The 24,971-nt window shown below is 36.3% G+C and carries 20 protein-coding genes; 7 read left to right on the plus strand and 13 right to left on the minus strand.

What is annotated here, in order from left to right; translation table 11 throughout:
* Both rhaM and D0T08_RS19145 read right to left on the minus strand, forming a co-directional pair.
* Positions 1–318 carry an L-rhamnose mutarotase gene (rhaM, locus tag D0T08_RS19140; RefSeq protein WP_229238997.1) on the minus strand — a complete coding sequence of 106 codons (318 nt, stop codon included), beginning with the start codon at positions 316–318 and terminating at the stop codon, positions 1–3.
* 11 nt (positions 319–329) lie between these two features.
* The gene (locus D0T08_RS19145) at positions 330–2,468 is read right to left on the minus strand and encodes a hypothetical protein (protein WP_116984297.1); all 2,139 of its coding nucleotides are present in this window, start codon (positions 2,466–2,468) and stop codon (positions 330–332) included.
* A 274-nt stretch (positions 2,469–2,742) separates the two neighbouring features.
* On the opposite strand from D0T08_RS19145, the gene gldC reads away from it, so the two are divergent.
* Entirely contained in the window at positions 2,743–3,087 is a 345-nt protein-coding gene (gldC, locus tag D0T08_RS19150) for a gliding motility protein GldC (protein ID WP_116984298.1), read from the plus strand.
* A 61-nt stretch (positions 3,088–3,148) separates the two neighbouring features.
* Here the strand turns inward: gldC and D0T08_RS19155 are convergent, their stop codons facing one another.
* The 8 genes from D0T08_RS19155 to D0T08_RS19190 all read right to left on the minus strand — a co-directional run bounded on the left by D0T08_RS19155 (position 3,149) and on the right by D0T08_RS19190 (position 14,227).
* Positions 3,149–3,928, minus strand: a complete 780-nt coding sequence (locus tag D0T08_RS19155) for an acyl-CoA desaturase (RefSeq protein ID WP_116984299.1) — start codon at positions 3,926–3,928, stop codon at positions 3,149–3,151.
* A 146-nt stretch (positions 3,929–4,074) separates the two neighbouring features.
* Positions 4,075–4,749, minus strand: a complete 675-nt coding sequence (locus tag D0T08_RS19160) for a DUF4159 domain-containing protein (protein ID WP_116984300.1) — start codon at positions 4,747–4,749, stop codon at positions 4,075–4,077.
* 28 nt (positions 4,750–4,777) lie between these two features.
* Positions 4,778–5,473, minus strand: a complete 696-nt coding sequence (locus D0T08_RS19165; protein ID WP_116984301.1) for a 16S rRNA (uracil(1498)-N(3))-methyltransferase — start codon at positions 5,471–5,473, stop codon at positions 4,778–4,780.
* Between the two features lie 30 nt (positions 5,474–5,503).
* The gene (locus D0T08_RS19170) at positions 5,504–7,459 is read right to left on the minus strand and encodes a sialate O-acetylesterase (protein ID WP_158561309.1); all 1,956 of its coding nucleotides are present in this window, start codon (positions 7,457–7,459) and stop codon (positions 5,504–5,506) included.
* Between the two features lie 168 nt (positions 7,460–7,627).
* Entirely contained in the window at positions 7,628–9,871 is a 2,244-nt protein-coding gene (locus tag D0T08_RS19175; protein ID WP_116984303.1) for a sialate O-acetylesterase, read from the minus strand.
* Between the two features lie 147 nt (positions 9,872–10,018).
* Entirely contained in the window at positions 10,019–10,756 is a 738-nt protein-coding gene (locus D0T08_RS19180; RefSeq protein WP_116984304.1) for a murein L,D-transpeptidase family protein, read from the minus strand.
* Positions 10,757–10,766: 10 nt separating this feature from the next.
* Positions 10,767–13,385 (minus strand): DUF5686 and carboxypeptidase regulatory-like domain-containing protein, encoded by a 2,619-nt coding sequence (locus tag D0T08_RS19185; RefSeq protein WP_116984305.1) that lies wholly within the window; start codon positions 13,383–13,385, stop codon positions 10,767–10,769.
* Positions 13,386–13,423: 38 nt separating this feature from the next.
* Positions 13,424–14,227 carry an esterase family protein gene (locus tag D0T08_RS19190; RefSeq protein WP_116984438.1) on the minus strand — a complete coding sequence of 268 codons (804 nt, stop codon included), beginning with the start codon at positions 14,225–14,227 and terminating at the stop codon, positions 13,424–13,426.
* A 374-nt stretch (positions 14,228–14,601) separates the two neighbouring features.
* Here D0T08_RS19190 and D0T08_RS19195 point away from each other — a divergent pair, with 374 nt between their 5' ends.
* The 6 genes from D0T08_RS19195 (at position 14,602) to D0T08_RS19220 (ending at position 21,534) form a co-directional block, all read left to right on the plus strand.
* Positions 14,602–15,321: an alpha/beta fold hydrolase gene (locus D0T08_RS19195; protein WP_116984306.1), complete on the plus strand. Its 720-nt coding sequence runs from the start codon at positions 14,602–14,604 to the stop codon at positions 15,319–15,321.
* A gap of 95 nt (positions 15,322–15,416) precedes the next feature.
* Complete coding sequence (locus D0T08_RS19200) at positions 15,417–16,523, plus strand: RimK family alpha-L-glutamate ligase (protein ID WP_116984307.1); 1,107 nt, start codon at positions 15,417–15,419, stop codon at positions 16,521–16,523.
* Between the two features lie 85 nt (positions 16,524–16,608).
* Positions 16,609–17,706, plus strand: coding sequence for a carboxylate-amine ligase (locus D0T08_RS19205; RefSeq protein WP_116984308.1), 1,098 nt, complete (start codon positions 16,609–16,611; stop codon positions 17,704–17,706).
* 189 nt (positions 17,707–17,895) lie between these two features.
* Complete coding sequence (locus tag D0T08_RS19210; RefSeq protein WP_116984309.1) at positions 17,896–18,708, plus strand: type 1 glutamine amidotransferase; 813 nt, start codon at positions 17,896–17,898, stop codon at positions 18,706–18,708.
* A gap of 110 nt (positions 18,709–18,818) precedes the next feature.
* A complete protein-coding gene (locus tag D0T08_RS19215; protein ID WP_116984310.1) occupies positions 18,819–20,015 on the plus strand; it encodes a hypothetical protein in 1,197 nt (398 codons plus the stop codon).
* A gap of 151 nt (positions 20,016–20,166) precedes the next feature.
* Positions 20,167–21,534, plus strand: coding sequence for a glycoside hydrolase family 140 protein (locus D0T08_RS19220; RefSeq protein WP_116984311.1), 1,368 nt, complete (start codon positions 20,167–20,169; stop codon positions 21,532–21,534).
* 54 nt (positions 21,535–21,588) lie between these two features.
* Here the strand turns inward: D0T08_RS19220 and D0T08_RS19225 are convergent, their stop codons facing one another.
* The 3 genes from D0T08_RS19225 to D0T08_RS19235 all read right to left on the minus strand — a co-directional run bounded on the left by D0T08_RS19225 (position 21,589) and on the right by D0T08_RS19235 (position 24,716).
* Positions 21,589–21,855: a hypothetical protein gene (locus D0T08_RS19225; protein WP_116984312.1), complete on the minus strand. Its 267-nt coding sequence runs from the start codon at positions 21,853–21,855 to the stop codon at positions 21,589–21,591.
* Between the two features lie 14 nt (positions 21,856–21,869).
* Entirely contained in the window at positions 21,870–22,301 is a 432-nt protein-coding gene (locus D0T08_RS19230) for a hypothetical protein (protein WP_116984313.1), read from the minus strand.
* Between the two features lie 150 nt (positions 22,302–22,451).
* Positions 22,452–24,716, minus strand: a complete 2,265-nt coding sequence (locus D0T08_RS19235; protein WP_116984314.1) for an aconitate hydratase — start codon at positions 24,714–24,716, stop codon at positions 22,452–22,454.
* Between the last annotated feature and the right edge of the window lie 255 nt (positions 24,717–24,971).

The following is a 24,971-nucleotide window of genomic DNA, read 5'->3' on the forward strand; positions in this document are numbered from 1 at the left end:
TTAGGGTAAGTAAAAGACTTCTTTTAATGAAACTGAAACAGGCGATTTATCAGGATTAGTATCCATAATATCAGCCATATAAGTCCACCAACGTTTCACCGTTTCAGTTTGGGGCAGAGTATCTAAAAGCTCCGGATTTTCAATTTTCAGCGAAGCAAACAGAATATTTGTTTCCTCATCCAGAAAAATGGCATAATCTTCAATGCCAATGCTTTTTAATAATTCTTTCATTTCAGGCCACAACTCATCATGACGGCGTTTATATTCTTCCGTTTGACCTGCATGTAATTTCATTTTAAGAGCGACTCTCTGCATCATAGCTTTATATTCTAAAAAAACTTTTTCAAACCTTCCCACTGCACTTTCCAGCTTCCATCTTTTGGAAAACCTGGATTAGTTATTTTACAATCATCATATCCGGCACACATTAAGGCTACAGCCGTTAATAAACCTCCGTTACCTGGCATATATAATCTTAGTCTTTGGTCTTGAAAATTATGACCATTATTCAGATACGTATTCGTTCTGATATTCATCAATAAACCATCAATGGCATATTCAGGCATATCCAAGCGAGTAGCTGACATGGCGACCATCGGAAAATCCCAGCCCCAGGTATCATCCCAATGCCAAACTTTCCATACTTTTTCAAAAGTATTTTTCATGATTTTGGTATCAAGCATAGGTGTTTCTGGCAGCATGCCAAAAGTAGCCAATACTGATGGGTGGTCGGTTAAATATAGAGGATTTGTGTAAGAATCAGGAGAGCTTTCAGTGGCCAAATAAACTTCATCTTTTACAGGCAGAGGGGATAATTTATCAATTACCTCCTGCCATGATTTATCAGGCTGCAGGCCAAGCCTTTTTCGCCAGTTTTGCGCAGCATTTAATGCCCAATACCAGTAATTAATTTCATAGGTTGGGTTAAAGGTCTCTTCCGGTTTGAATCTTTCCTGAGCAGGGATGAGTCCCTTGCCTAAAATGTATTTACCTTTTTGTTTATCAAAATACGCATAAGAAGCCATGAAATGGGCTGTCTCAAAAATCAGCTCTTTGTATTTTTCGAGTGTTTGTTTAGTTGGTTTTTCACGATAGCACAACTCGGCAAAAGTAATAATATGGGGTTGCTGCCAGATAAGATAAGCCCCCACTGAAGAACCGGTTTCACCGCCTTTATTATCTGTCATTTTTTGCCATCTTGCTCCTCTGAATCCTTGTCGCTGCGCAATTTTCTTTGCGGTTGGCAAAGCAATTCTATACCAATCAAGACTTTTTTCCAATAAATCTATTCTTCCCCACAAAGCAAAATGAACACTATGCCACCAGTGCATCTCTAAATGAGGCTTACCAAACCAGCTATTATAGGTCAATCCGGTTTCTTGAGGAGGCGTATTGGTTGTTCCTTGTACTTTTGTAAGATATTGAGATAAGATAATTCGTCTTTCTAATTCATTAGCCCGAGTATCAGTACTTCCTGAAAAATCTATCGCCCCGCCAGAGTTCCAGAATTTATTCCAGCCTTGCTGACTATTTGTTTCGATTGCTGCAAAAGTTAATGGAATAGTTGATGGTGCTTTTTCAGCAAAATCACAGGTAAAAGACCATTTATCAGTTTGGATAGATGGCTGAATGATAAAATAATGCGATTGTCTGATTTGAGACTTAATATTCTGGTCTGAGGCAAATGCTATAGCATAGTTTAGATTATCTATTTTATGCTGAATAGCTACTCGCTTTTCACCTTGTTTGGTAACAATTGATGAATGTTTATCTGCGTTAGCCCAATTATTGCCATTATCCAAAAATTTATCAGTCGGATAAGGAATTCTTATTCGTACCATTAACTGCCCGGTTTTTAGCAAAGGAGACTCAACTGAAACACCTATCACATCTTTTTGTTGATGGCTAACGGTTTTTACATTGACTGGCTGACCATCAAATACAAAATGGCTTATAATCTCTCCTGTCCATAAATTGAGTGTCTGGTCAACTTGGCTTATATCATTAATCTGAGCCTTTGTACCATCTTTTTTATACAATTCGAAGCCAATATTTCCAAGATGTACCCTATGCGGATTTTGACGCAGGAAATTGATTGCGTCTTTTTTTCGTTGCGGCTCTGAAAACTGCGGCGTATAAATAACTTTTCGTCCATGGCTATTCATCTCTTTAAAACCCTCTTCAATTGAGTAGTTTTCTTTATTTGGGAAGCTATGCCAGCTCCATTCTGATTGTGTACCTAACGGTATTCCGTTAGCATAATAATCAGGGAAAGTTTGTAGTCCGGTAGCATCAACAGTAAAGGCGAAACTACCATTACCAACAGTGAGAGAAGATAGGGTATCTAATGACTTTACTAAAACTTTATGTCTGTTAACCAATGCTTCACGGTCAATCTTTTGGGCAAAGACAAGCAGAGGACAGATAAGAAATAAATAAAGTTTAAGCAGACGCGAAAGGTTAATCATTAGAGCAATTAAGGTATTTCCTTGTACCAAAGATACAGATTATATCGAATTATTCTCTCATGCACACTCATGTTAATTAAATTTTTTCATTGAAAAGTCACATTTTGGTCAATTTACCATCAGAAAAGAAAAAGACTTTACCAGAATTTTACATGGATTTTGAACTTTCTGACAGAAAAAATAATTTTGTAACTATGACTTAAGTATTGCACTGCTCATAGAATCATAAACGACACGGATTAAGAACCCGTTTTACTTATCTAATATTAGTTGAATGAAGAAATCAGAAATTAATTTTACTGTCGAACTAGACGATACCAGAATCCCGGAGAAAATTTTCTGGGATGCTACAGAGAATCCAAATGAGGGAATCAATGAAAGTAAAGCCATTTCAATAAGTGTATGGGACCATTATCATAAAGGTTTATTAGGAATTAACCTTTGGACAAAAGATATGGCCTCAGACGAAATGAAGCATTTTGCCATAGATATTGTTGGAAATGTGGCTCAGATGGTAGCTGATTCTACAGGAGATAAGAAAATGATTGAGATTTTGGAAAGTACCTGTAGAAGTCTGAAAAGACATTTAGACGAAGAATTGAAGAGTAACCCTCAATAAGGATTATCAAAAATGATAAAAAATGGGCATTCTAACGATTTGTTATGAATGCCCATTTTTTTTAATGAGTGTGAGTATGTGTATGAACGGAGTTCTTTGCCGCTCGTTTTGGCTTAATAATCTTTGTCCAGGTAAGGAACTTAATAACCGGATAAGTTGGGTCTATCTCATACCATTTCTTTCCGAAATTAGTCGACATCGGATGCATGTGGTGGTTATTTTGGAATAATTCACCTAACATCAGGAAGTCAAAGAATAATGAGTTTTTAGACTCATCTTTATTATCAAAATTCTGATATCCGTATTTATGACCACTCCAATTTACAATAGCACCGTGAATTGGGCCCATCAGAAAGTGAATCGGTAATAAGAAAAAGAATCCCCAGTGGATATCAAAATAGAAAAAGCCTAATACATAAAATAATACATAACTTGTTCCCCAGCTGATTCTTGAAATCCAGGTATCGCCGATTTTATCAATGATTTTCCATTCAGGTAAATCCTTTTCAAATCTTTCTTCGATTTTATATTTATAATTCAATAAGGCATTATAAATCTCTTTGGTTTTCCACATCATGGTAAATACGTTTTCAGTATGATGTGGTGAATGAGGGTCTCTTTCTGTATCGCTATAAGCGTGGTGCATGCGATGTAAAATAGCATAAGAGCGTGGATTAAGATAAGATGAACCTTGTGAAACGTAAGTAAGAAAATAAAAGAATTTTTCCCAGAACTTATTCATAGTGAACATTTTATGCGCAGAATATCTGTGCAAAAAGAATGTTTGGCTAAACAATGATAAGTACCAGTGTCCAATAAAAAACGATAAAGCGGCAACCATTTTGTTATATTAAGTAATTAGATTAAAATACAAATATACGGGGTAAACGCCAAAATTGACAAAAATGTTACCTTGTTGCAAAAGAAACAAGAAAGTTCTTTAAAATGTCCAAATCTTATTCTACGAATTATCCAATTCGTATTTTATCAATAATTCGTAAAAGCGTATTGCACTAAATTTGCCCCCATTTGGAGAGCTTTCAGGCGAAGCTCCTCAGGATCGTGATAGACACTCTGGTCTTCCCACCCGTTTCCTAAATCACACTCAAAACTGAAATAAGAAACCAATCGCCCCTGCCAGATCAATCCAAAGCCTTGTGGAGGCTGGTTATCATGTTCATGCACTTTAGGCAATCCCGCCGGAAATTTATACTTCTGCTGATAGATTGGGTGATTATAGGGTAACTCAATAAATTCTAATTCAGGAAATACTTTTTTCATTTCTCGTCTGATGAATTTATTCAAACCATAATTATCATCAATATGCAAAAAACCACCAGAAATAAGATATTTACGTAGGTTCTGCACTTCTGCATCTGTAAAAACTACGTTGCCGTGACCAGTCATATGAATGAACGGGTATTGAAAAATATCTCCGCTACCCACCTCAACAATGTCCTCTTCGGGATATAAATTCATTTTCAGATTCTGATTACAAAACTTAATCAGGTTTGGTAGAGACGTTTTATTGGCATACCAATCTCCACCACCACCATAGCGTAGTTTGGCAATTTTCAAAGTGGGTTGTTGGGCAATTGCCTGTATAAGTAAGGCAAAAATCAACGACAGACTTAGTAAAGAAATTTTAATAATCTTTTTCATCGAATTAATCTAAGCGGTTAATTGTATTTTATCGAAGCAAATTGTTGCTTAAAGTACAGGCAACTAGGCCTGCGGTTTCTGTTCGTAATCTTGCATTTCCTAGAGTAACCCATACAAAGTTTTCGTGTTTCGCCTGCAAAATCTCTTCACTTGAAAAGTCTCCTTCCGGGCCAATCATGATGCAATAAGATGATTGGGGTTTTAGCAAACTTACTAAAGGTTGTGAATCATCAGTCAGGTGCGCCAAAAACTTTTGTTCCTGCTTGACCGTTTGTAGAAATTTATCAAAAGGCATTAATTCATTGATTTTCGGCAAATATGCTTTTAGCGATTGTTTCATAGCAGAAATAGCTATTTTTTCGAGCCTTTCTACTTTCTGTTGTTTTCGTTCTGAATGCTTTGTTTGTATTAACGAAATTTCATCTATTCCTATTTCAACACATTTCTCAATAAACCATTCCAACCTGTCTGCATTTTTAGTGGGTGCAATAGCAATATGCAAATAACTATCTCTTTGCTGAAAATTTTTCTGCTCCGAAATAATCTTAAACTCACATTTCTTATCATTGCCTTTAATGATTTCACACTCATACAGCCCTCCTACACCATCCACAATATGAATGATATCTTTGGTAGTTTTTCTTAAAACTTTGACACAGTGACGGGAGTCTTCAACATCAAGGAAATGATTCTGAGAAATATTTGGCTGAAAGAAAAGAAGCATGTAATCTTTTATATTGTTACGAAAGACCGTTTATTCGTTTTTACATCCACCTATTTGGGCTGTAAAGACACTCCCATGTGAGGCATCAAAACCGGGATTCAGGTCTATAAATTTATTTGCTTCCAAAGTTAGTTGTTTTGTGCTATTTAACGAAATGATTGCCGTAATTGAAGTATTGGCACCGATATAAGCCAGTTGCGTTATATTTTTTAATAAGACGCTATCAAGGCACTTTAACAGCACATCTTTTACAGCCGATTGCGCTGTTTCAGAAGTAACTTTATAATAGTATGTATTATTCAACTCTACTTGTGTATCATAATAATTATCGCCTTTAATAGTTCCTATTTCAGTGAGATTATTAGCGTTATTTACACTTCTGAATATATGATATTTGGTTTGGGCATCTCCATTCCATGTCAATTTAACCATCATTTCTTCATTTGTACTTACTGTTAAATCTAATGAAGTAGGCGTAACCGGAGGGTCTGGGTTGTTTGGGCCGGGAGGATCTACCGGAGGTTCAGGATTAGTTGGTGGGTCTGGATTGACTGGTGGCTCCGGGTTTGTCGGAGGGTCAGGAGTAGTAGGTATTTCGGGTGCTTGTCCACCAATCTGCACATTATCAAAGCTAAAAGCCCGCATACCCCAACTGTTCTTGATATGTACGCCATTATAAAACGGATAAGTATTATCTGCAAACCAGTCAGGTAAGTATGAGACTGTTTTAGGATTATTAATATTGGCTAAACTCAAATAAATCTTGTTGCCTATCCCCTCTCCATACTGCACAACATTGTTTTTCCCATCCACGTAGATATAATCTTTCATACTTCTTAATGTGAAGTTTGCTGTAGAATCTTTCGGATATATCATTTGCATACCCGCATCAAATTCCAATACTAATCGGTTACCTTCCCAATAAATTCTTTGAATATCAGGTGAATAAATTTCATTTGATTCAAAATTGCCATAAATCTCTCTTCCAATAAGCCTTGATAATTCAAAAGCTGTTTGTTGATAGCCTTCAAAGACATAATGGAGCCCATCATACCCTCTTGTACCAACTGTGCTCAGTGTACTGATTTTGGGATATAAATATTTAGTACGTCTCTGAAAATCTCTTAAAAACCCTGCTTTATGATTAGATTGTGTTAAAATATTTGCCTGCAGGTTATAAATTTTACGAAGATTAGGAAAATCACTATTTAAATAGTTGTACAATGTTGTAAACTGTTCAGGATAGGCTTCTGAATCAGCAAAATAATAACCATCACTTTCGCCATGTCTGAATACCAGATATTTAATCTGGTCTTTCAAACCGCTGGCATGAGCTTGAATAAGCATTTTGCCGTAATTATCATTAGGATTTGAAGGATTTTGCGCATTTCTATCATTTAAAGCTTTGATAGCAGCCCCTCCTACTGCTGCTACCACAACCCCAACAGGATAATTGTATTTCTGGCTCAATAACCTTTGCAACTCTAGAGCAATCAGGCCTGTCCCAGGCCATTGTGAAGATTCAAAAGGCACTAACCATTCACCAGTATTATTGTTAAAATCGTACATGACATAGTACCGCAAAAATGGGTCTTTGGCAGGTTGGTATTCATTTATACCCCCATAACCCAAAGCATTTGACTGCCCATAAACTAAAAATACATCTCCGGCTGCTACTCTTGTAGCCGATTTTACTTCCTTACCATCTAAATATAGTCTGACCGAATAATTATATTTTCCTGCCCGGATTGTTGGCGAAAATTCAAATGAAGCAACACCTGAAACATTGATGGTATTATCATAAACTATATTTTCTTCCTGAAATATTTTCAGGTTAATAGAAGAATGGTTTCTTTCTGTAATCAGTCCTTTTACATTAACAATTGCTTCGTTTTGTTCATTTCTTTGAAGAACCTGATTTGAAAGGGGGAATTTCTGATAAGAGATCTGTGCGTAAGATACCTGCCAACAAGATACTATTGGCAAAACAAGTTTTAGAAAACTATTCTTCAGGTAAAAATGGCTTAGTTTAAACACAAATAAAAGATTTCAGATATGTTTTCAGTATTAAATCAGAAAAAAACGTGCCAAATTTTTGCAAAGTGAATATGGCTTGGTAAAAGCTTAACTATCAGGTATATATAAAGATTTGAATTACTGAATAACTATTTTTCCGGAATTGATAATTTCGCCACTTCCTATTTTATAAAAATAAACCCCTTTATCCAATTTTTTTGTGGAAATTTTCTGTTGTTCATAGAACTGCGCTTCCTCAATTAATCTTCCGTTGATATCGAACAACCTAAAAACTGTTAAGACTTTATTGTGCGTGTTAATCATAAAATAGTCTGAAGCTGGATTCGGATAAACCTTAATTAATTGAGAATTACCCGGCTCGTTCACCAGAATTATCTTTTTCACGTCTATTTTAGCTGCGCCTTCTACCTTACCATTGCCACACACATTTCTTACTTCCAATACAGAATAAGTTGTTGTTGCCAGCGGTTTTACAATTAAATCTAATTCATTTTTTGTTGCTCTATGAACTGATGAGTCAGAAAGTCTGAAGTCAAATGGAGCTAACCCTGTAAATTTCAAATGGAGAATTCCCGCCGACCCTTCATTGATTTGCGGTGTTTCGGTTGAAATGGTAACTGATGGCTTTATCTGAACCGCAAAGCTGTTGGTGGTCATTTCATTCGTTTTATTATCAACAATAAGTCTAATTTTATAATTATTGCCAGCTTTAATATCTTCTGAAAAACCCACAGTTATGGGCGATGTTTTTCCCTCACCAATAATTTTACTTGTAGTGAAAGACCCATTTTCATCTGATAATTGCACCTTAAATACAACATCTGAAACATCTTCGTAGGTGGTATAATGCACCTCTCCTTGTGTTCCAATACATTTGGTGGTGGAATCAATATAGAGTGTCAAAGGCCCTAAATGTGGTGAGACTTCAATAGGATTATTTTTGATATTTACGTTATCGAAACTAAATGCCCGCATGCCTAAGGAATTGGTAAAATGAGTACCCTCATAAAAAGAGAGTGGTGAAGTATTACCATAAGAAGAGGGTAAATAAGAAACAAATGAGCCTTTGGCTATCGTATTGAGGTAAATCTTATTTCCAACCCCACTTCCTGAACTGACTAAGCCACTTTTACCATCAATATAGATAAAGTCTTTCATTCGCCAGACATGATTGTTGATAGTTGTATCTTTTGGATATTTCATCTGCATATTCTCATCGAATTCTAATACCAATTGATTGTTTTCCCAATAGGTTTTTTTTAAATCAGGGGAATAAATCTCCGCTGATTCTTTGATTCCATAAACCTCCTTCCCGAGTATTCTGGATAATTCAAAGGCTGTTTGCTGATAGCCTTCTGTATGGTAATGTAAGCCATCGTAACCTTTCGTGCCAACCGTACTGATATTGGTAATGATTGAAGATACATTTTCAGAATTTCGCTGAAACTCTCTTAAAAAACCGGCTTTGGTGTTGTGGGTATTCAGTATATTCGTCTGGAAATTGTATATCTTTTTTATATGAGGAATATCTGTTTTCAGGTAAGTGAGGAGCTTGGTAAACTGATGCGGATAGGTTTCAGATAAACCGTAAAACGTTGCATCGCTCTCACCATGTCTGAAAATCAAGTATTTTATCTGATCCTTTATTCCGCTTGCGTTTACTTGTGTTAATAGCTTCCCATAATCAGTGCGAACATCTGTAGGGTTAGAAGCGTTGCGGTTATTCAAGGTAGCAATATCAGCACCACCGACTGCTCCTACTACCACTCCAATAGGATATTTATGCTTCTCATAAAGCATTCTTTCTAATTCTAAAGGAAGCAGACCTGTCCCAGGCCATTGTGAGGTTTCAAAGGGTACCAGCCATTCACTTTCCTTATTATCAAAATTATACATTACAAAATAGCGGAGGTAAACGCTTCTTAATGGTCGGTATTCATTAATACCGCTATAGCCAAGCGCATTAGATTGGCCGTAAAACAAATAAATATCACCAGCTACTACCCTATCAGCCTTTTTTACTTCATTATCATTAAAGTACACTTTTACATAATAATTATGCTCACCAGCCTTGATTTTAGGAGTAAAACTGATTTGGGTTTGACCAGTAAGATTAATTTCGCTTTCTGTATACAAGCTTTCTTCCTGCCATATTTTTAAAGTCAATTTGCCTCTTAGAGCAGTATTCACTGTTCCTGTAATAGGAATCACCGCCTCATCTTTTTCATCCCTTTGAAAAATCTGATTATGAGTTGGGAATTTCTGGAATTCAACCTGGGAAAAGCAATGAAATGTGGATAATAGAGACAAAATAAGCACAAGCATACTTTGTCTACCAAAGTAGAAATTTTGATTTTTCATAGAGTTATGTAGTCTAAAAACAAATATACCTTTTTCTAAGGAAAAAGTACAGTTCTTTTTAAGACTAACGATTTATTAATAATGATAATACGCTATGAAATGGGAATTGTTTCCGAAAATTGATTTTAAGGTTGATTTTCTTATATGCTATAATAGTTCATACTTACCTTCAGCATTGATTTTCACAGTAGGTAGCTGTTTGTTTTTCTCGAAAGATTCGTACACGGGTTTTAAGTTTGACCAGAACGACAGTAAGTCGGGATTATCCTCATAATGGGATTTTAGTTTTGAATAGGCTTTACTATTCATGTGTGATGGAAATATATGTACCTGAATTATACCTCCTGCATTTTTTGCTTTAGCTGCTAATAGATATAATTCTTCAATATTATCGTCTCCCAAGGGAATGCATCCAATAGAGACACAATCGCCATGGATATAAATATCATTGCCTGGATTCTTTTTGTCAGCAAAAACCAAATCTGATTTATTCGGATAATTTATTTTAAAAGAAAGATGATACGAGCTCTGTGGATTGAAATTACTTACCTGATAAACACCTTCCGGAATCTGCAAGTCTCCCGATTTTCTCTTTGGGCCTAAGGTGCCCGAGAATGTACAGAAATCGTAAGTTTTAATTAAAGTAAAAATTTTTTGATTCTTGTTTTTAGCCCATACTTCCAATTTTTGCTCTTTTTTTAAAGCACGCAGAAACAGGTCGAATTTTGAATTATAAATATCATTGGAACTTAATAGTATGTCAACTTCTTTTCCCTTAGAATGATAAGCTTTGGCAACTCTTGGAAACTCTAATTGTTTCTTAAAAAAATCTGGTTCAGAAATAAAAGGTAACATGCTTAGGATAGTTAGCAATAGCGATTTCATATAGTGTTTATTACATAGTTACACCCAGTTTTACACCCCACCTTTGGTACTTTCCATTCTCATAACTCATAACAGCTTCTAGACGGATTGCTTTCAGAATGCCGTCTACTCCATAGCCAATCTCTACATAATTCTTTAAGGTAGGCGAATTAAGATAATTTACAAATATATCTTCTTTTAAGCCCCAGATTCTAACCAGCGGAACCTGAGTTAAAAGCAATTTCTTAAACTCATTAATTACATGTCCCTGTAAATAACGTCCTTTGGTGCTAAATCTGTAAGGATTCAGATAAGTTATATTTTCTTCTCCCTGAACAGGAACACGGGTTTCCAATAAACGATATCGTGCGAATAACCCTGTCTGCAGCGCATTCAGGTAGTTATTATTGATATGCTTTAAATCCATCAGATATACTTTCCTGTCATTCAAAAAGTCTCCTGCTTCAATCGTATAATCTAATTTACCCAATTGGCCAAGACTGATATTTTGTTTGATATTAAGACTTAAGTAGTCAAAATCTGTATCAATCATGCCTTTTTTATAGGTAAGGGTAATTGCCGGAGCTTTTCCCATCAAAATCTTTCGTATGCCATTCCGTATAGTAACCTTAGAAGATGGAGTCCATCTTACCTGCCACTGCCAGATAAGTGCTTTATGTTTTGGGAAAGCGCCATCACCTAGTTCAATACTTGGCGGATTATTGACAGAGAAGCCATTTTTTGGATAGTCTTTTATGACATAAATCTTGCTCAGGTTTTCTAAGGGAGACCTTTTAGCCAATTCAATATTTGTCGATAAAGATAATCTCGGGTCTCTTTCGAAAGTATAACCGAGAGTGAGATATTTTTTATCGTAAATTTTCAGGAAGTTCTGCTCATTGAGAAGCGTCGTCACCGAGTTCATCCATTCAAAAATAAAACTGTTTGGGTCAAACTGCGTGATGTATTTACCTACTCCAACCGCTAGTTTAGAAGGCCCTTTGTCGAATTCAAAACCTAGTCTTCCTCTTAAGCCTTTTTCTTCAAAAGCATATCTAATATTGCCATAAACATTGTATTTAAAGGGTACTCTTGGACTGAAAAGTGTATGATTTTTATATCCTAGACCCAAGTCTGCCACTATGCCTTCTACAGAATTATAGTTTAAGCCGACTAATGGCATATAAGGTGGCTCGAAATGCAGGTATTTGCCATTTTTGAGTTTAAAATCATAGTTCATAATAAAATATTGCCACGATTTGCGAATGGAGTCTTTCTTGAGACTGTCTCTTTTTAAAACACGGGCAACTTTTATGCTATCTCCAAATTTATAACTCTTCTTTTCTTCGGTTGTTAATGGAATATTCCGAACTGAACTCCAGAAAGTTGAATCTCTGGCACTAGCTTGTGGGTCAATTTCAATTACTTCGCTACTGAGAATACCTAAATCCTGATTTTTTTCTTTAGCACGTTCCCTTTCCTCTTTCTCAAAATCCTTCATTATTTTCTTTATATTCTTTATCGAAAACTCTTTCTGGTCTTTCAGCAATTCTTCAGTTTTTGAGTTTTTTAAAGATTTTTTAGAAAGTGCATCCTGAAATTTACCCTCCTTGGTTTCATCTATAAGTTTTATTTCTTCAACAAAAGCCGGATTAGTTTTAATGGTTGAATAATTAGCATTTACCTGAGCTTTTATCAGGAAATCAAATCCAAAAAGTTTCCCTGAAAAATCAAGCCGCTGATTGATGGGCAACCAGACTTTTTCTATAGGGCCATAATACTGGCTTAGTTTGAGATTCAGTCCATTATCAATGGTTTCTACATCGACGCTATGGATATTCCAATAATCATCAATGATATGAATTGTGCCCTGCCATACACCATCTCCATAAGATTTCGGGATAATTTTAATTTTATTGACAATTAATCCTCTATCTTCAAAGAATCCTTCATATTCAAATCTGTAATATTTAAAAGCCAAAGGAGACAATGGGGAAACCCGATTAGTGCCGGGGTCGTAGAAGTCAAAAAGATAAAAACCGTCAGACATCGAAATGCCATCAAAAGTACTCTTCTGTCCAAAAACCTTGGTGTATTTTGAATTAGGCTGTTCAAAGCTAATTTCCATTACCGATTCTGACAGAAAAGGGACACCCTCTTTAATGTTCTGCTTATTAAGATCCTTTCGTAAAACGAGGGGAATTTTATTGAGTAGGACTGAATTTTTGACATACGCTTTCGCCTGATAGCTAATAATCTGCTTTTGGTGAATCTTGCTTTTTGCAATGGCTTTCCGCATAATGGTGTAAGCGGGATCCTCTTCTTTAGAACTTATTTTTACCTCTTTCAGCGTGACGGTCTGCTCTTCTAATCTGATATTCAATTCGATAAATTCCTGACTGATTGTTACACGTTTAGTCAAAGTTTTATAGCCCAAGAACTGGAAATTCACATCATATATACCAGGCTTCAGATTCATCAGATAAGCTCCTTCGGCATTTGCCATCGTTCCGGAGTTTTGTCCTTTTACGATAACAGAAGTAAAAGGCAATCTTTCGCCTTTTGTATTGGTTATAATCCCTTTTATACCGCCTGCGTGAATTTCAGTGTAGAAAAAGAAGAAAAGATAAATAAGTGTTAGTCTGAACATAAATGATTTAAAAGTGAATTAACGCATGCCATGAGGATTTATTTCCCGACCAACCATTTCAGGAAAACAGGCATGGCTTCGCTCCATGTTTTCTGGTTGTGCTCCCCGTCTTTTACCTCATAATACACTATATCAACGGCTTTTTTATATCCATGGTTTTCTAATTCTGTAATTAAGTCAAGCGTATCTTCAATTGAATCTATAATTCCGTTATTGTTACGGTCATCTTTTTCGTCATTAGTACCACATTCGAACCAGAATTTTTGTCCCCTATGATAGGTGCCATTTTTGACAATGTTGTGCATAATTCTATCTGAATCGTCATTGTAGCCTTCTTCGTATGCTTTTTTTCGCCACCAGAAAGATCCACTGAAAACACCTGCTTTTGAGAATTTGTCAGGGTTATTCCAGACAATATCCATAGCCGAAAGCCCACCTAATGAAAAACCGCAGAAGAAATTATCTGCTTTGTCTAACGATACAGCATACTTACTCCTGATATATGGTAGAAATTCTTTAATAATAAAGCTATTATAATTATCAGCTAAATCCCCTCTGTTTTTATAGTCGGCCATTCCTGCTGTTCCATACTCCCTTATACGGTTTTCGTTAGTATGAATAGCCACTAAAACAAAAGGCTCTATTTCGGAGTTTTGATAAAGATTCTGGATTACCTGCTCCATATTTAGTGCAGATAAATCCTGCCCATCATTCATCAATAACAGGCTGCTCAGAGAAGCTTGAATTATGTAGTCGGGTGGTAAGATTACGTCATAAATAACATCTCTATTTAGGAATTCTGAATGGATTTTAAGTTCTTTCTTAACGGAAATCTTTCGCACTTGTGAATAGGTTTTAATTGGTAAAAAGACTGATAAAAAAGCTATTAGTCTGATTGACTGAACAAAATTTTTGAAAATCATTTGTATGATTGATTAAAATCGACTAATATTTCAGTTCAATGTTTTATTCTGACAAAAATACAAATTCAATACTCGAAAACACCAAATCAACACAAAACAATATTTTATATTTTCACATAAACTTTTTACAAAATTTTATATTTACACTAAAGCTCAAAGCAATTAACAATCAGAATTTTATTTTGCAAAACATTTTTTCATTAATAGATTATCTACGATTTTTGCATTAAAATATTTTCATCAACCAAATAAACTGCTCTAAAGCTACGAGCCTTTTAAGCATTCTAAGCTGTATGGACGAAAAACATATAAAATTCTTTTCTCATTTTTTAGGTCGCGACATTGACTTATTGGTAAGTGGGCATTGGGGTTATCCTGTTCTTATGTTTCCGACTTCAATGGGAAACTATCTACAAAACCGAGATTTCGGGCTCAATAACTCTATTGCTAATCTGGTAAACGAAGGCAAAATAAAACTATATAATGTTGACAGTATAGACTTTCAGAGTTTTTATGCACAAGGCTTATCGCCTAACGTGAAGATTTTCAATTATAACTTATATACCAGGTTTATCCGCGAAGAACTTATTCCTTCTATTCAAAGAGAATGTAGCGTACATAGGATTGCTGTAGCAGGCTGTAGTTTTGGTGGGTATCACTGTACTAATTTCGCCCTGAAATATCCAGATGTAGTTGATTACTGCTTCAGTATGAGCGGAGCTTTTGATATAAAGAGCTTTATGAAAGGCTATTTTGACGATAATGTGTATTTCAATAATCCAATTGATTATATGCAGAATCAGGATGGTTGGAAGTACAATCACATGAAAATAGTATTGGGTACATCGGATTGGGATATTTGCAAAGATGATAATATCAATATGTCGCGAATTTTAGCAGCCAGAAGCGTTAATCATTGGTATGATGAGAAAAAATGGGCGTCTCATGACTGGCCTTTATGGAGAATGATGTTCCCTGAATATATCGGCAAGATGTTAGCCGGACAACTATAATAAAGTGACTAATCAGGCACTGAAAGGTTAGATAATGAATTGATTAAACTTACATTTAATAAAAAATAAAGCAATTATTTAATTAAGACTTGTTTATGAAAAAAATAGGAATTCTTTTTGGCATGGAAGACACTTTTCCGTGGGCATTTATTGAAGAAGTAAATAAAACCGCTCCTGCCGGAATCATTGCTGAACCTGTATCTATTGCTAAGGTAGAGCAAGGTGTCCCAACCGATTATGCAGTAATTATTGATAGAATTTCGCAAGACGTACCTTTTTACAGAGCTTATCTGAAAAATGCAGCGCTTTGTGGCACAGCAGTTATTAATAACCCATTCTGGTGGAGTGCTGACGAAAAGTTTTTCAATAACTGTCTGGCGGTGCAATTGGGCGTTCCAGTACCTAAAACAGTACTTTTACCTTCAAAAGAAAGACCAACAGATACAACAGATAAATCATTCAGAAACCTGAAATTTCCGATGGATTGGGAATATATGTTTGGCCAGATTGGTTTTCCGGCATATATGAAACCTCATGCAGGTGGTGGCTGGAAAAGCGTATACAAAGTTTATGACCCTAACGACCTTTGGCAAAAACATGAAGAAACAGGCCAATTAGTGATGTTGTTGCAAGAAGAAATTGAGTTTACTGATTATTATCGTTGTTATTGCCTAAATGGTAAATATATACATATTATGCCATATGAGCCTCGCAACCCACATCATCTACGTTATGCAACTCAACCTAAAACACAGGGTGAAGAGCATAAAAAACTGATGGCAACTATTACAGATTATGTATTAAAATTAAATAAAGCCTTAGGGTATGATTTCAATACTGTAGAATTTGCCGTTCGCAATGGAATCCCTTATGCTATTGATTTCTGTAACCCTGCGCCAGATGCTGATGTAAATTCGGTAGGACAACAAAACTTTGAATGGATTGTAGAGAATGCAGCAAAAATGGCTATTGAAAGAGCAATTAAGCAAAAAGATGGCCAGAATAACTGTACATGGGGTACATTCGTAGGTTCGGCAGTAGGAAATATTTCTGCTCCAACACCTCAGGCTCCGGCAGCTGAGAAAAAACCTGCTCTTGCAAAAAAGGCAATAGCTGAGGCAACACCGAAAGCGGCTCCTGCTAAAAAAGCGCCTGCAGCCAAAAAAGAAGAAGTTCCCAAAACAGCAGTTAGGAAAAAATAAGCTATCGACCTTGGTTGGCAATGAACCTCTCCATTGCCAACCACACTAAACTGTTCCACTGTTAACCCCCTGAACTAAGAAAATTATGTCACAATTCACATTAGGTATTGAGGAAGAATTTCAGACTATTGACCCAAAAACGCGTGAGCTTCGCTCACATATGTCAAAATTAGTTGAGGGTGGCCAGGTTATTTTACAGGAAAGAATTAAACAGGAAATGCATCAGGCGGTAGTTGAAATGATTTCGAGTGTTTGCGAGAATATTCAACAGGCCAGAGAAGAAGTGACTTATCTGAGGAAAATGCTGTTTGATTTGGCTGCCAAGCAGAATCTTCATATAGCCGCAGCAGGCACTCATCCATTTTCAGACTGGCAGAACCAATTGATCACTCCTAATGAAAGATATGAGAAGTTGATTGATGATATGCGCGATGTGGCCCGCGGAAATCTGATTTTTGGTTTACACGTGCACGTAGGTATTCCAAATCGGGAAGAGGGTATGCAGATATTGAACACAGCTAGGTATTTTTTGCCCCATATCTATGCACTTTCAACAAATTCCCCTTTCTGGTGCGGGCGTAATACCGGTTTTAAATCTTATCGTTCAAAAGTATTTGATAAATTTCCTAGAACTGGTATTCCTGATTTTTTTTCAAGTGTAGCAGAATACGACAATTATATTAATCTTTTAGTGAAAACTAACTGTATTGATAATGGGAAGAAAATCTGGTGGGATATCCGTTTACACCCATTCTACCCTACTGTTGAGTTCAGGATTTGCGATATTCCTATGCGCGTGGATGAAACGATTTGTCTCGCGGCTCTGATGCAGGCAATTATTGCCAAAATCCATAAGTTGCACCAGCAGAATCTAAGTTTCCGTCCTTATCATAGAATGTTGATTAGTGAAAACAAGTGGCGCGCAGCAAGATATGGTATTCAAGGAAATCTGATTGATTTTGGTAAAGAAATTGAAGTACCTTATTCACATCTGGCAGAAGAATTAATAGAATTCGTGGATGATGTACTGGACGAATTAGGAAGCCGTAAAGAGGTAGAATACATTCATGAAATATTAAGAATGGGCAGTGGCGCAGACAGACAATTAAAAGTATTTGAAGAAACTAATAGTCTGAAATCTGTAGTAGATTATATAGTATCTGAGACCAAAGTCGGTCTGTAACAAGGGAACGAAATAGTGCTAGAATACTGTTATCCCTTTTTAGACAAGTAAATCCTGTAAGCGAGATGCTTGCAGGATTTACTTGTTTAATGAATCACTACATCAACTAATCCGCAATTTTTTGTTAAATTTGTATTAATTTCTTACTAATATAAGCCTTGTTGAAAAATAACAAGCCTGTTGTGTTTTATGAATATTGCAATTTTAGACCTATACGATGGCAGACCCAATGAGGGAATGCGTTGTATAAAGATGTTATGCGACCAGTTTTTATCGCAGGAAGGGATTGGTGGTGGCTATGATATTTTTGATGTTCGTCAAAAAAATGAAATCCCTGATATTAATGAATATCAGATATTTATTTCTACCGGAGGCCCAGGCAGTCCATTACCTGAGGGACATGTTTGGGAGAAGAAATTTAATGATTTTATAGACTCGATTTTTGAATACAATCAACAAAATGAGGTAAAGAAATATCTATTTCTGATTTGCCATTCTTTCCAGATTGCAAGTAATCATTTAGGATTTGGCGAAGTTTGTAAAAGAAGATCAACTTCTTTTGGCGTGATGCCCATTCACCGCACAGAAGACGGTGAAAGCGAACCATTATTCGATAAATTACCAGAGCTTTTCTTTGCGGTTGACTCAAGAGATTATCAGTTGATTCAGCCAAACTGGAAAAAAATCAATGCATTTGGGGCAAAAATATTGTGTTTAGAAAAAGAACGTCCTTATGTGCCTTTGGAACGTGCGGTAATGGCAATAAGATTCTCCAACGAAGTATTTGGCACACAGTTTCATCCGGAAGCCGATTCAGAGGGGATGATGCATTATTTTAAACAACCTGAAAAAATGCTGGCGGTTATCAAAGAGTATGGTTCGGATAAATATGAAGAAATGATTGACCGTTTAGATGATCCTGACAAGATTATGCTTACCGAATCCGTCATTATTCCAACATTCTTAAGAAATGCTGCTGAAAATATATTAGAATTAGCATAAATCATTTGAGAGAGAGGTTGAAAATGCGTTTTCAACCTCTTTTCTGATTAGTTTATTTGTGCTTTCTATCCACAACCTTTATATTCACTTCATTAATAATCCCATCATTTATGATTCCTGAAATCCGTCATGAATTCAATAAAAGTTTTTCAACTGAAAAATATCAGGCTCTCTTAGCCGAAATTGAAAAAGATTTCCCATCTCAATTAGATTTTCGAGTGGCAGAAACTCCGGTATTCGTTCCCCAATCGCTCAAAATCAAGATTCTGCAAGCTTGTAATGATATTATTGATACGCTCCTAAAAGACGACTTTAAAAGCAAGACTGATAGAGCCATTCCAATCAATCAGAACGTGCCCAATGAGGATTCACACCCGAATTTTTTAGCAATAGATTTTGCAGTTTGCCTGGATGAAAAAGGAGAATTAAGCCCTCAATTGATTGAACTACAAGGTTTCCCATCCTTATTTGGCTACCAATGGTATATCGGACAGAAGTACAAAAAATTCTTTTTTAACCCTAAGAACTTTAGCCAATATTTTAATCGCCTGAATTTGGCGAGTTACGTGGAGTTCATGAAAAAAGTTTTCTTAGGTGGTGAAAAGGCAGAGAACGTTATTCTATTAGAGATTTATCCTGAAAAACAAAAGACTCGCCTGGATTTTGAGATTACCAAACAATTGTGGGGTATTGAGCCTGTTTGCTTAACCAAAATAAAAAAAGAAGGAAGAAAGCTATATTATGAAAAAGATGGTAAAAAAATTGAAATAAAGCGTATTTATAACCGTCTGATTTTTGATGATATACTGCAAAATTTCCCTGATTTAGAAACAGAATTTAAGTTAACTGACGATGTAGACGTAAAATGGGTAACACACCCAAACTGGTTTTTCAGAATCAGCAAGTTTACTTTGCCTCTACTCAATAGTCCGTTTGTGCCTAAAAGTGAGTATTTGTCTGAATTAAAAGAATATCCTGCAGACTTAGAAAATTATGTTTTGAAACCATTATTTTCGTTTGCTGGAAGTGGCGTAAAACTGAATTTCAGCAAAGAAGATTTAGATGCCATTGAAGATAAAGAAAACTTCTTAATTCAAAGAAAAGTAAAATATGAACCGATTATTGAAGACCCTGAAGGCAATCTGATAAAAACTGAAATCAGAATGTTATTTGCCTGGGAAGATTCAACGCCACGCCCTACTCTGGTTACCAATCTTGCCAGATTAAGCCGTGGAGAAATGATTGGTGTAAATTTCAATAAGAATTTTGATTGGGTTGGTGGTAGTTGTGCCTTTTTTGAAGATTAATAGAGAATAGTTTTAATTTAAATATATTTCATGCCGATAAATGATGATGCATTTATCGGCATTTTTTTGTAAGAAATTTATCAAGCTTTACAATTTTATGGATTTTATTGATTAGTTTGGAATTCTATTCAATCAAGAATTCCTATAACACATGAAATCAATTCGACCTTATTTAACTTTATTACTCCTTTTTACTAGTACTGGCATCTATGCTCAAACCTTTTCAGTCAGTGAAAACAAGCGGTTTATTCTAAAAGAAGGTAAACCTTTCTTTTGGTTAGCTGATACGGCCTGGGAGCTATTCCATCGACTTGACCGTGAGGATGCCGATTATTATCTAAGAAAACGCGCTTCACAGGCATACACGGTTATTCAAGCGGTGGCACTTGCAGAATTTGATGGTTTAAATGAGCCAAATCCTTATGGAGAAAAACCATTAATTAATAATGACCCAACTAAACCAAATGAAGCTTATTTTAAGCATGTGGATTATATCATTGACAAAGCAGCCGATTATGGCTTAACGATTGGTTTCTTGCCAACCTGGGGGGATAAACTGAATAAATCAACCTGGGGAAAAGGCCCGGAAGTGTTTAACGTAGATAATGCCAAGACTTATGGAAAATGGCTGGCTACTAGATATAAAAACAAAAAAAATATCATATGGATATTAGGTGGTGACAGACAACCCCGTGCTAATACCAACGATGTAGAAGTCTGGAGAGCAATGGCTGCAGGGATTGTTGAGGGTGCTGGTGGCAACGATAAAGCGCTGATAACCTATCACCCACAACCCAATAAAGAAGGTTCAAGTGAATGGTTTCATAGTGATGATTGGTTTGATTTTAATATGTTTCAGAACGGACATTGCAGAGATATGCCCATTTATGATAACATCAAAGGTTCTTATGATAGAGCCGTTGTGAAACCCGTAATAGATGGAGAGCCGTTGTATGAAGACCATCCTGTTTGCTTCAATGTGCACGATTTAGGGACATCTAATGCTTATGATGTACGTAAATACGCTTATCTCGACCTTTTTGCAGGAGCTTTCGGACATACCTACGGTTGCCATGACATCTGGCAGATGTATTCTCCTAATCGAGAGGCTGTTAATGGTCCTCATATTTACTGGCAACAGGCTATGGAATTACCAGGGGCCAAACAAATGCAACACGCCAGAAGACTAGTTGAATCTCGTCCTTTTTTGGATAGAATGCCTGACCAGTCTTTAATAGTTGAAAATAATCAGGCTCCTAGTGAACGAATTCAGGCCACAAGAGGGAAAGATTATGCCTTTATCTATTCTGCAGCTGGAAAGTCATTTACTGTTAATTTGGGCAAAATATCAGGTACGCAACTGAATGCTTACTGGTTTGACCCAAGAAATGGTAAGGTACAAGATCTGGCTAAAGTTGAGAATAAAGGAACTCGAAAATTCACTCCTCCGCGTTCTGGATATGGGCAAGATTGGGTTTTAGTTTTGGATGATGATTCTAAGAATTTTTTGAAGCCGTAATTTATTTCTATTCCTAATTTTCAGAATTTGGCTACTATTTTTTACGGGCTCATCCTAGAAATCTCTATACTCAATACTAGAACCTCCGATAATAATTAAAGTCCAGCTCTGGGTAGAAGAAGTTAGTTTTAATGAATAAGAAAAGTTTTCATTATCTATCTCCAATAAGTCTATTGGAATATTGGTGCTGAGAATAATGGAATTAGAAGAAGCAGGAGTATTAAAAGTAAAAATACTTGTAGCCCCATTAAAATTATCTAATGGTGCGCGAATAATCTCCCCGGTTATTGATACTGAATTAGTATTACTGTTATTAAACAAAAACTTAATGCCACTTAGTTTACTTTTATGAGGAAAAAAAGTGGAGCATAAAGCGCCCTGTTTGTGCTGGGCTCTAAAAATATAACATACTGATCGCCATAATAAGTAAAATCTGATCCATATGCTGTAGATGCTCTATCTGAATTAATATCGTAACTTAATTTGAAAGCCGAAGGGTGGATACTAAAGTAACCCGTTACATATCCTGTAACTAAAAACCCATCATTGTTTGCATAAACTGGTCTCGCTATAAAAAGGTTTCCTGTAGCAAGTCCATTGATTCTAACTGAGTTACTTTCTGTTACACCTGATACCTTTACGTTCCCTTTAATATCTTGAATATTATCACCATTAGGATCAATAGTAACTGATTTGGGTTGTGGGACTTGTGCAATACACTTAATACTTAAAAAGATAAATACAAGAATAATAGGTGTGTTCTTCATTTGGTTCGCTATTCTTTAATATCTCAAAATAAGTCAATAATCAAGATGTTGTAAATAGCATAATAGTGTTAGGGATGCGTTGCACAGAAGCCATAAAAAAATATCCTGCGTTTCCACAGGATATTCTTAGTTAATACATACTACTCAGGATTAAACCTCTGCAGCAATCAGATTTAAGGCAGAACCAGCTTTAAACCAGCCGATTTGACTTGTATTATACGTATGGTTCAATTTAATTTCATCCTTTGAACCATCTGCATGATGTGCTACTAAGGTTAATGGAACTCCCTCAGCGAAGGTGGTTAGACCTAAAATATCAAAAGTATCATTTTCCTGGATTTTATCATAATCCGCTGGCTCAGCAAATGTTAGGGCCAACATACCTTGTTTTTTAAGGTTTGTTTCATGGATACGTGCAAATGAACGAACAACAATCGCACGAACACCTAAGTGACGTGGCTCCATTGCAGCGTGCTCACGTGATGAACCTTCACCATAGTTTTCATCTCCTACTACGATAGTTCCCACGCCAGCGGCTTTATAAGCACGTTGTACAGCAGGTACTTCGCCATATTCGCCTGTTAATTGGTTTTTTACTTTGTTGGCAGTGCCATTTGCAAAGTTGATTGCACCAATCAATAAGTTATTAGAGATATTATCTAAGTGACCACGGTATTTTAACCAAGGACCAGCCATAGAAATATGATCAGTTGTACATTTACCCTTAGCTTTAATCAACAATTTTAAACCTGTCAGGTCAGTGCCTTCCCATGCTTTAAATGGATCTAACAACTGAAGACGATCAGATGTCGGGCTAACAGCAACTTTCACACCGCTACCATCTTTTTTAGGTTTCTGATATCCGGCATCTTTTACATCATAACCTAGAGGAGGTAATTCAAGTCCTTGAGGAGGGTCTAATTTTACCTGCTCGCCTTTTTCGTTTGTCAAAGTATCTTTCGCAGGATTGAAAGTCAGACTACCCGCAATAGCAAATGCTGTTACGATTTCAGGAGAAGCTACGAATGCATGTGTATTTGGGTTACCATCGGCACGTTTAGCAAAATTTCTATTAAATGAGGTGATGATAGAGTTTTTCTCCCCTTTCTCTGCCCCATGTCTGGCCCATTGACCAATGCATGGTCCACAAGCATTAGCTAATACTACCCCACCTATTGCATTAAACGTATTAAAGATTCCGTCTCTTTCGGCTGTATAACGAACCAATTCAGAGCCTGGCGTAATAGTAAATTCGGATTTAGCAACCACATTTTTAGAAGCTGCTTGCGCTGCTATTGAAGCCGCACGAGTCATGTCTTCATAAGAAGAGTTTGTACATGAACCAATCAAACCTACATCCAGTTTTTCAGGCCATTTGTTTTTCTTAACTGCTTTAGCAAATTTTGAAAGAGGCCAGGCCAAATCTGGTGTGAAAGGACCATTGATTCTTGGCTCTAATCTTGAAAGATTGATTTCGATTACCTGATCGTAATACGCTTCCGGATTATCAATGCACTCCTGATCAGTGCGAAGTAAATCTTTAATACCATTGGCTAAAGAAGCTACTTTTGCACGGCCGGTTGCTTTCAGATAAGCAGCCATTTTGCGGTCATAACCGAATAATGAAGTAGTAGCACCGATCTCTGCACCCATATTACAGATAGTACCTTTACCGGTTGCTGATAGGGCATCAGCACCTTTACCTATATATTCCACAATGTAACCTGTTCCGCCTTTTACAGTTAAGCGACCAGCTACTTCAAGAATTACGTCTTTAGCAGATGCCCAGCCCTTTAATTTTCCGGTTAGTTTAACACCGATTAATTTAGGCATTTTTAACTCCCATGCCAGACCTGACATCACGTCACAGGCGTCTGCACCACCAACACCAATCGCCACCATACCTAAACCACCCGCATTTGGTGTATGTGAGTCGGTACCAATCATCATACCACCCGGGAAAGCGTAGTTTTCAATCACTACCTGGTGAATGATACCCGCACCTGCTTTCCAGAATCCGATACCATATTTATTAGAAACCGATGAAAGAAAATCGTAAACCTCTTTATTTTTTTCGTTAGCAACTTTTAAGTCTTCAGCAGCACCTACTTTTGCCTGAATCAAGTGGTCGCAGTGTACAGTAGAAGGAACGGCAACTTTTGGACGCCCTGTAGTCATAAATTGCAATAATGCCATCTGTGCAGTGGCATCTTGCATGGCTACACGGTCAGGAGCAAAATCCACGTAATCAACCCCTCTGTTATATGCTTTTGCGGGAGCTCCTTCCCATAGGTGAGAATAAAGAATTTTTTCCGCCAAAGTCAAAGGTCTACCCACAATTTTGCGAGCAGCCTCTACTCTTTCGGGCATTCGAGCGTAAACGCTCTTAATCATATCTAAATCAAAAACTGCCATTTGTTAAAGAAAATTTTAAATGTTAAAAACTCAAATCTGGATTGATGAGATGAAGGATTGCGCCAAAATTACAAAACATCGTCAAATTATAAATAGTAAATTTTCAAATATTGCTAAAAATCTACACTTAAATGCAGATAAAACCATTTTCAGCAAAAATGCGTCTATAAGAATAACCTAAAAGTCATGCTTTTTTGTTCAAATCTTTTCCGTTTTATAATTTTTTAATAATTTTTCTAAAACTTTTGTATTCAG

The organism is Emticicia sp. C21 (genome assembly GCF_003418935.1).
In the GTDB taxonomy this organism is placed as follows: domain Bacteria; phylum Bacteroidota; class Bacteroidia; order Cytophagales; family Spirosomataceae; genus Emticicia.

What these genes read in the sequence shown, in the direction of transcription:
- D0T08_RS19230 (WP_116984313.1), bottom strand. Translation starts at nt 22,301, where the DNA reads ATGAAGAACACACCTATTATTCTTGTATTTATCTTTTTAAGTATTAAG.
- D0T08_RS19205 (WP_116984308.1), top strand. Translation starts at nt 16,609, where the DNA reads ATGTCACAATTCACATTAGGTATTGAGGAAGAATTTCAGACTATTGAC.
- D0T08_RS19195 (WP_116984306.1), top strand. Translation starts at nt 14,602, where the DNA reads ATGGACGAAAAACATATAAAATTCTTTTCTCATTTTTTAGGTCGCGAC.
- gldC (WP_116984298.1), top strand. Translation starts at nt 2,743, where the DNA reads ATGAAGAAATCAGAAATTAATTTTACTGTCGAACTAGACGATACCAGA.
- D0T08_RS19155 (WP_116984299.1), bottom strand. Translation starts at nt 3,928, where the DNA reads ATGGTTGCCGCTTTATCGTTTTTTATTGGACACTGGTACTTATCATTG.
- D0T08_RS19220 (WP_116984311.1), top strand. Translation starts at nt 20,167, where the DNA reads ATGAAATCAATTCGACCTTATTTAACTTTATTACTCCTTTTTACTAGT.
- D0T08_RS19200 (WP_116984307.1), top strand. Translation starts at nt 15,417, where the DNA reads ATGAAAAAAATAGGAATTCTTTTTGGCATGGAAGACACTTTTCCGTGG.
- D0T08_RS19160 (WP_116984300.1), bottom strand. Translation starts at nt 4,749, where the DNA reads ATGAAAAAGATTATTAAAATTTCTTTACTAAGTCTGTCGTTGATTTTT.
- rhaM (WP_229238997.1), bottom strand. Translation starts at nt 318, where the DNA reads ATGATGCAGAGAGTCGCTCTTAAAATGAAATTACATGCAGGTCAAACG.
- D0T08_RS19185 (WP_116984305.1), bottom strand. Translation starts at nt 13,385, where the DNA reads ATGTTCAGACTAACACTTATTTATCTTTTCTTCTTTTTCTACACTGAA.
- D0T08_RS19180 (WP_116984304.1), bottom strand. Translation starts at nt 10,756, where the DNA reads ATGAAATCGCTATTGCTAACTATCCTAAGCATGTTACCTTTTATTTCT.
- D0T08_RS19215 (WP_116984310.1), top strand. Translation starts at nt 18,819, where the DNA reads ATGATTCCTGAAATCCGTCATGAATTCAATAAAAGTTTTTCAACTGAA.
- D0T08_RS19175 (WP_116984303.1), bottom strand. Translation starts at nt 9,871, where the DNA reads ATGAAAAATCAAAATTTCTACTTTGGTAGACAAAGTATGCTTGTGCTT.
- D0T08_RS19235 (WP_116984314.1), bottom strand. Translation starts at nt 24,716, where the DNA reads ATGGCAGTTTTTGATTTAGATATGATTAAGAGCGTTTACGCTCGAATG.
- D0T08_RS19210 (WP_116984309.1), top strand. Translation starts at nt 17,896, where the DNA reads ATGAATATTGCAATTTTAGACCTATACGATGGCAGACCCAATGAGGGA.
- D0T08_RS19145 (WP_116984297.1), bottom strand. Translation starts at nt 2,468, where the DNA reads ATGATTAACCTTTCGCGTCTGCTTAAACTTTATTTATTTCTTATCTGT.
- D0T08_RS19165 (WP_116984301.1), bottom strand. Translation starts at nt 5,473, where the DNA reads ATGCTTCTTTTCTTTCAGCCAAATATTTCTCAGAATCATTTCCTTGAT.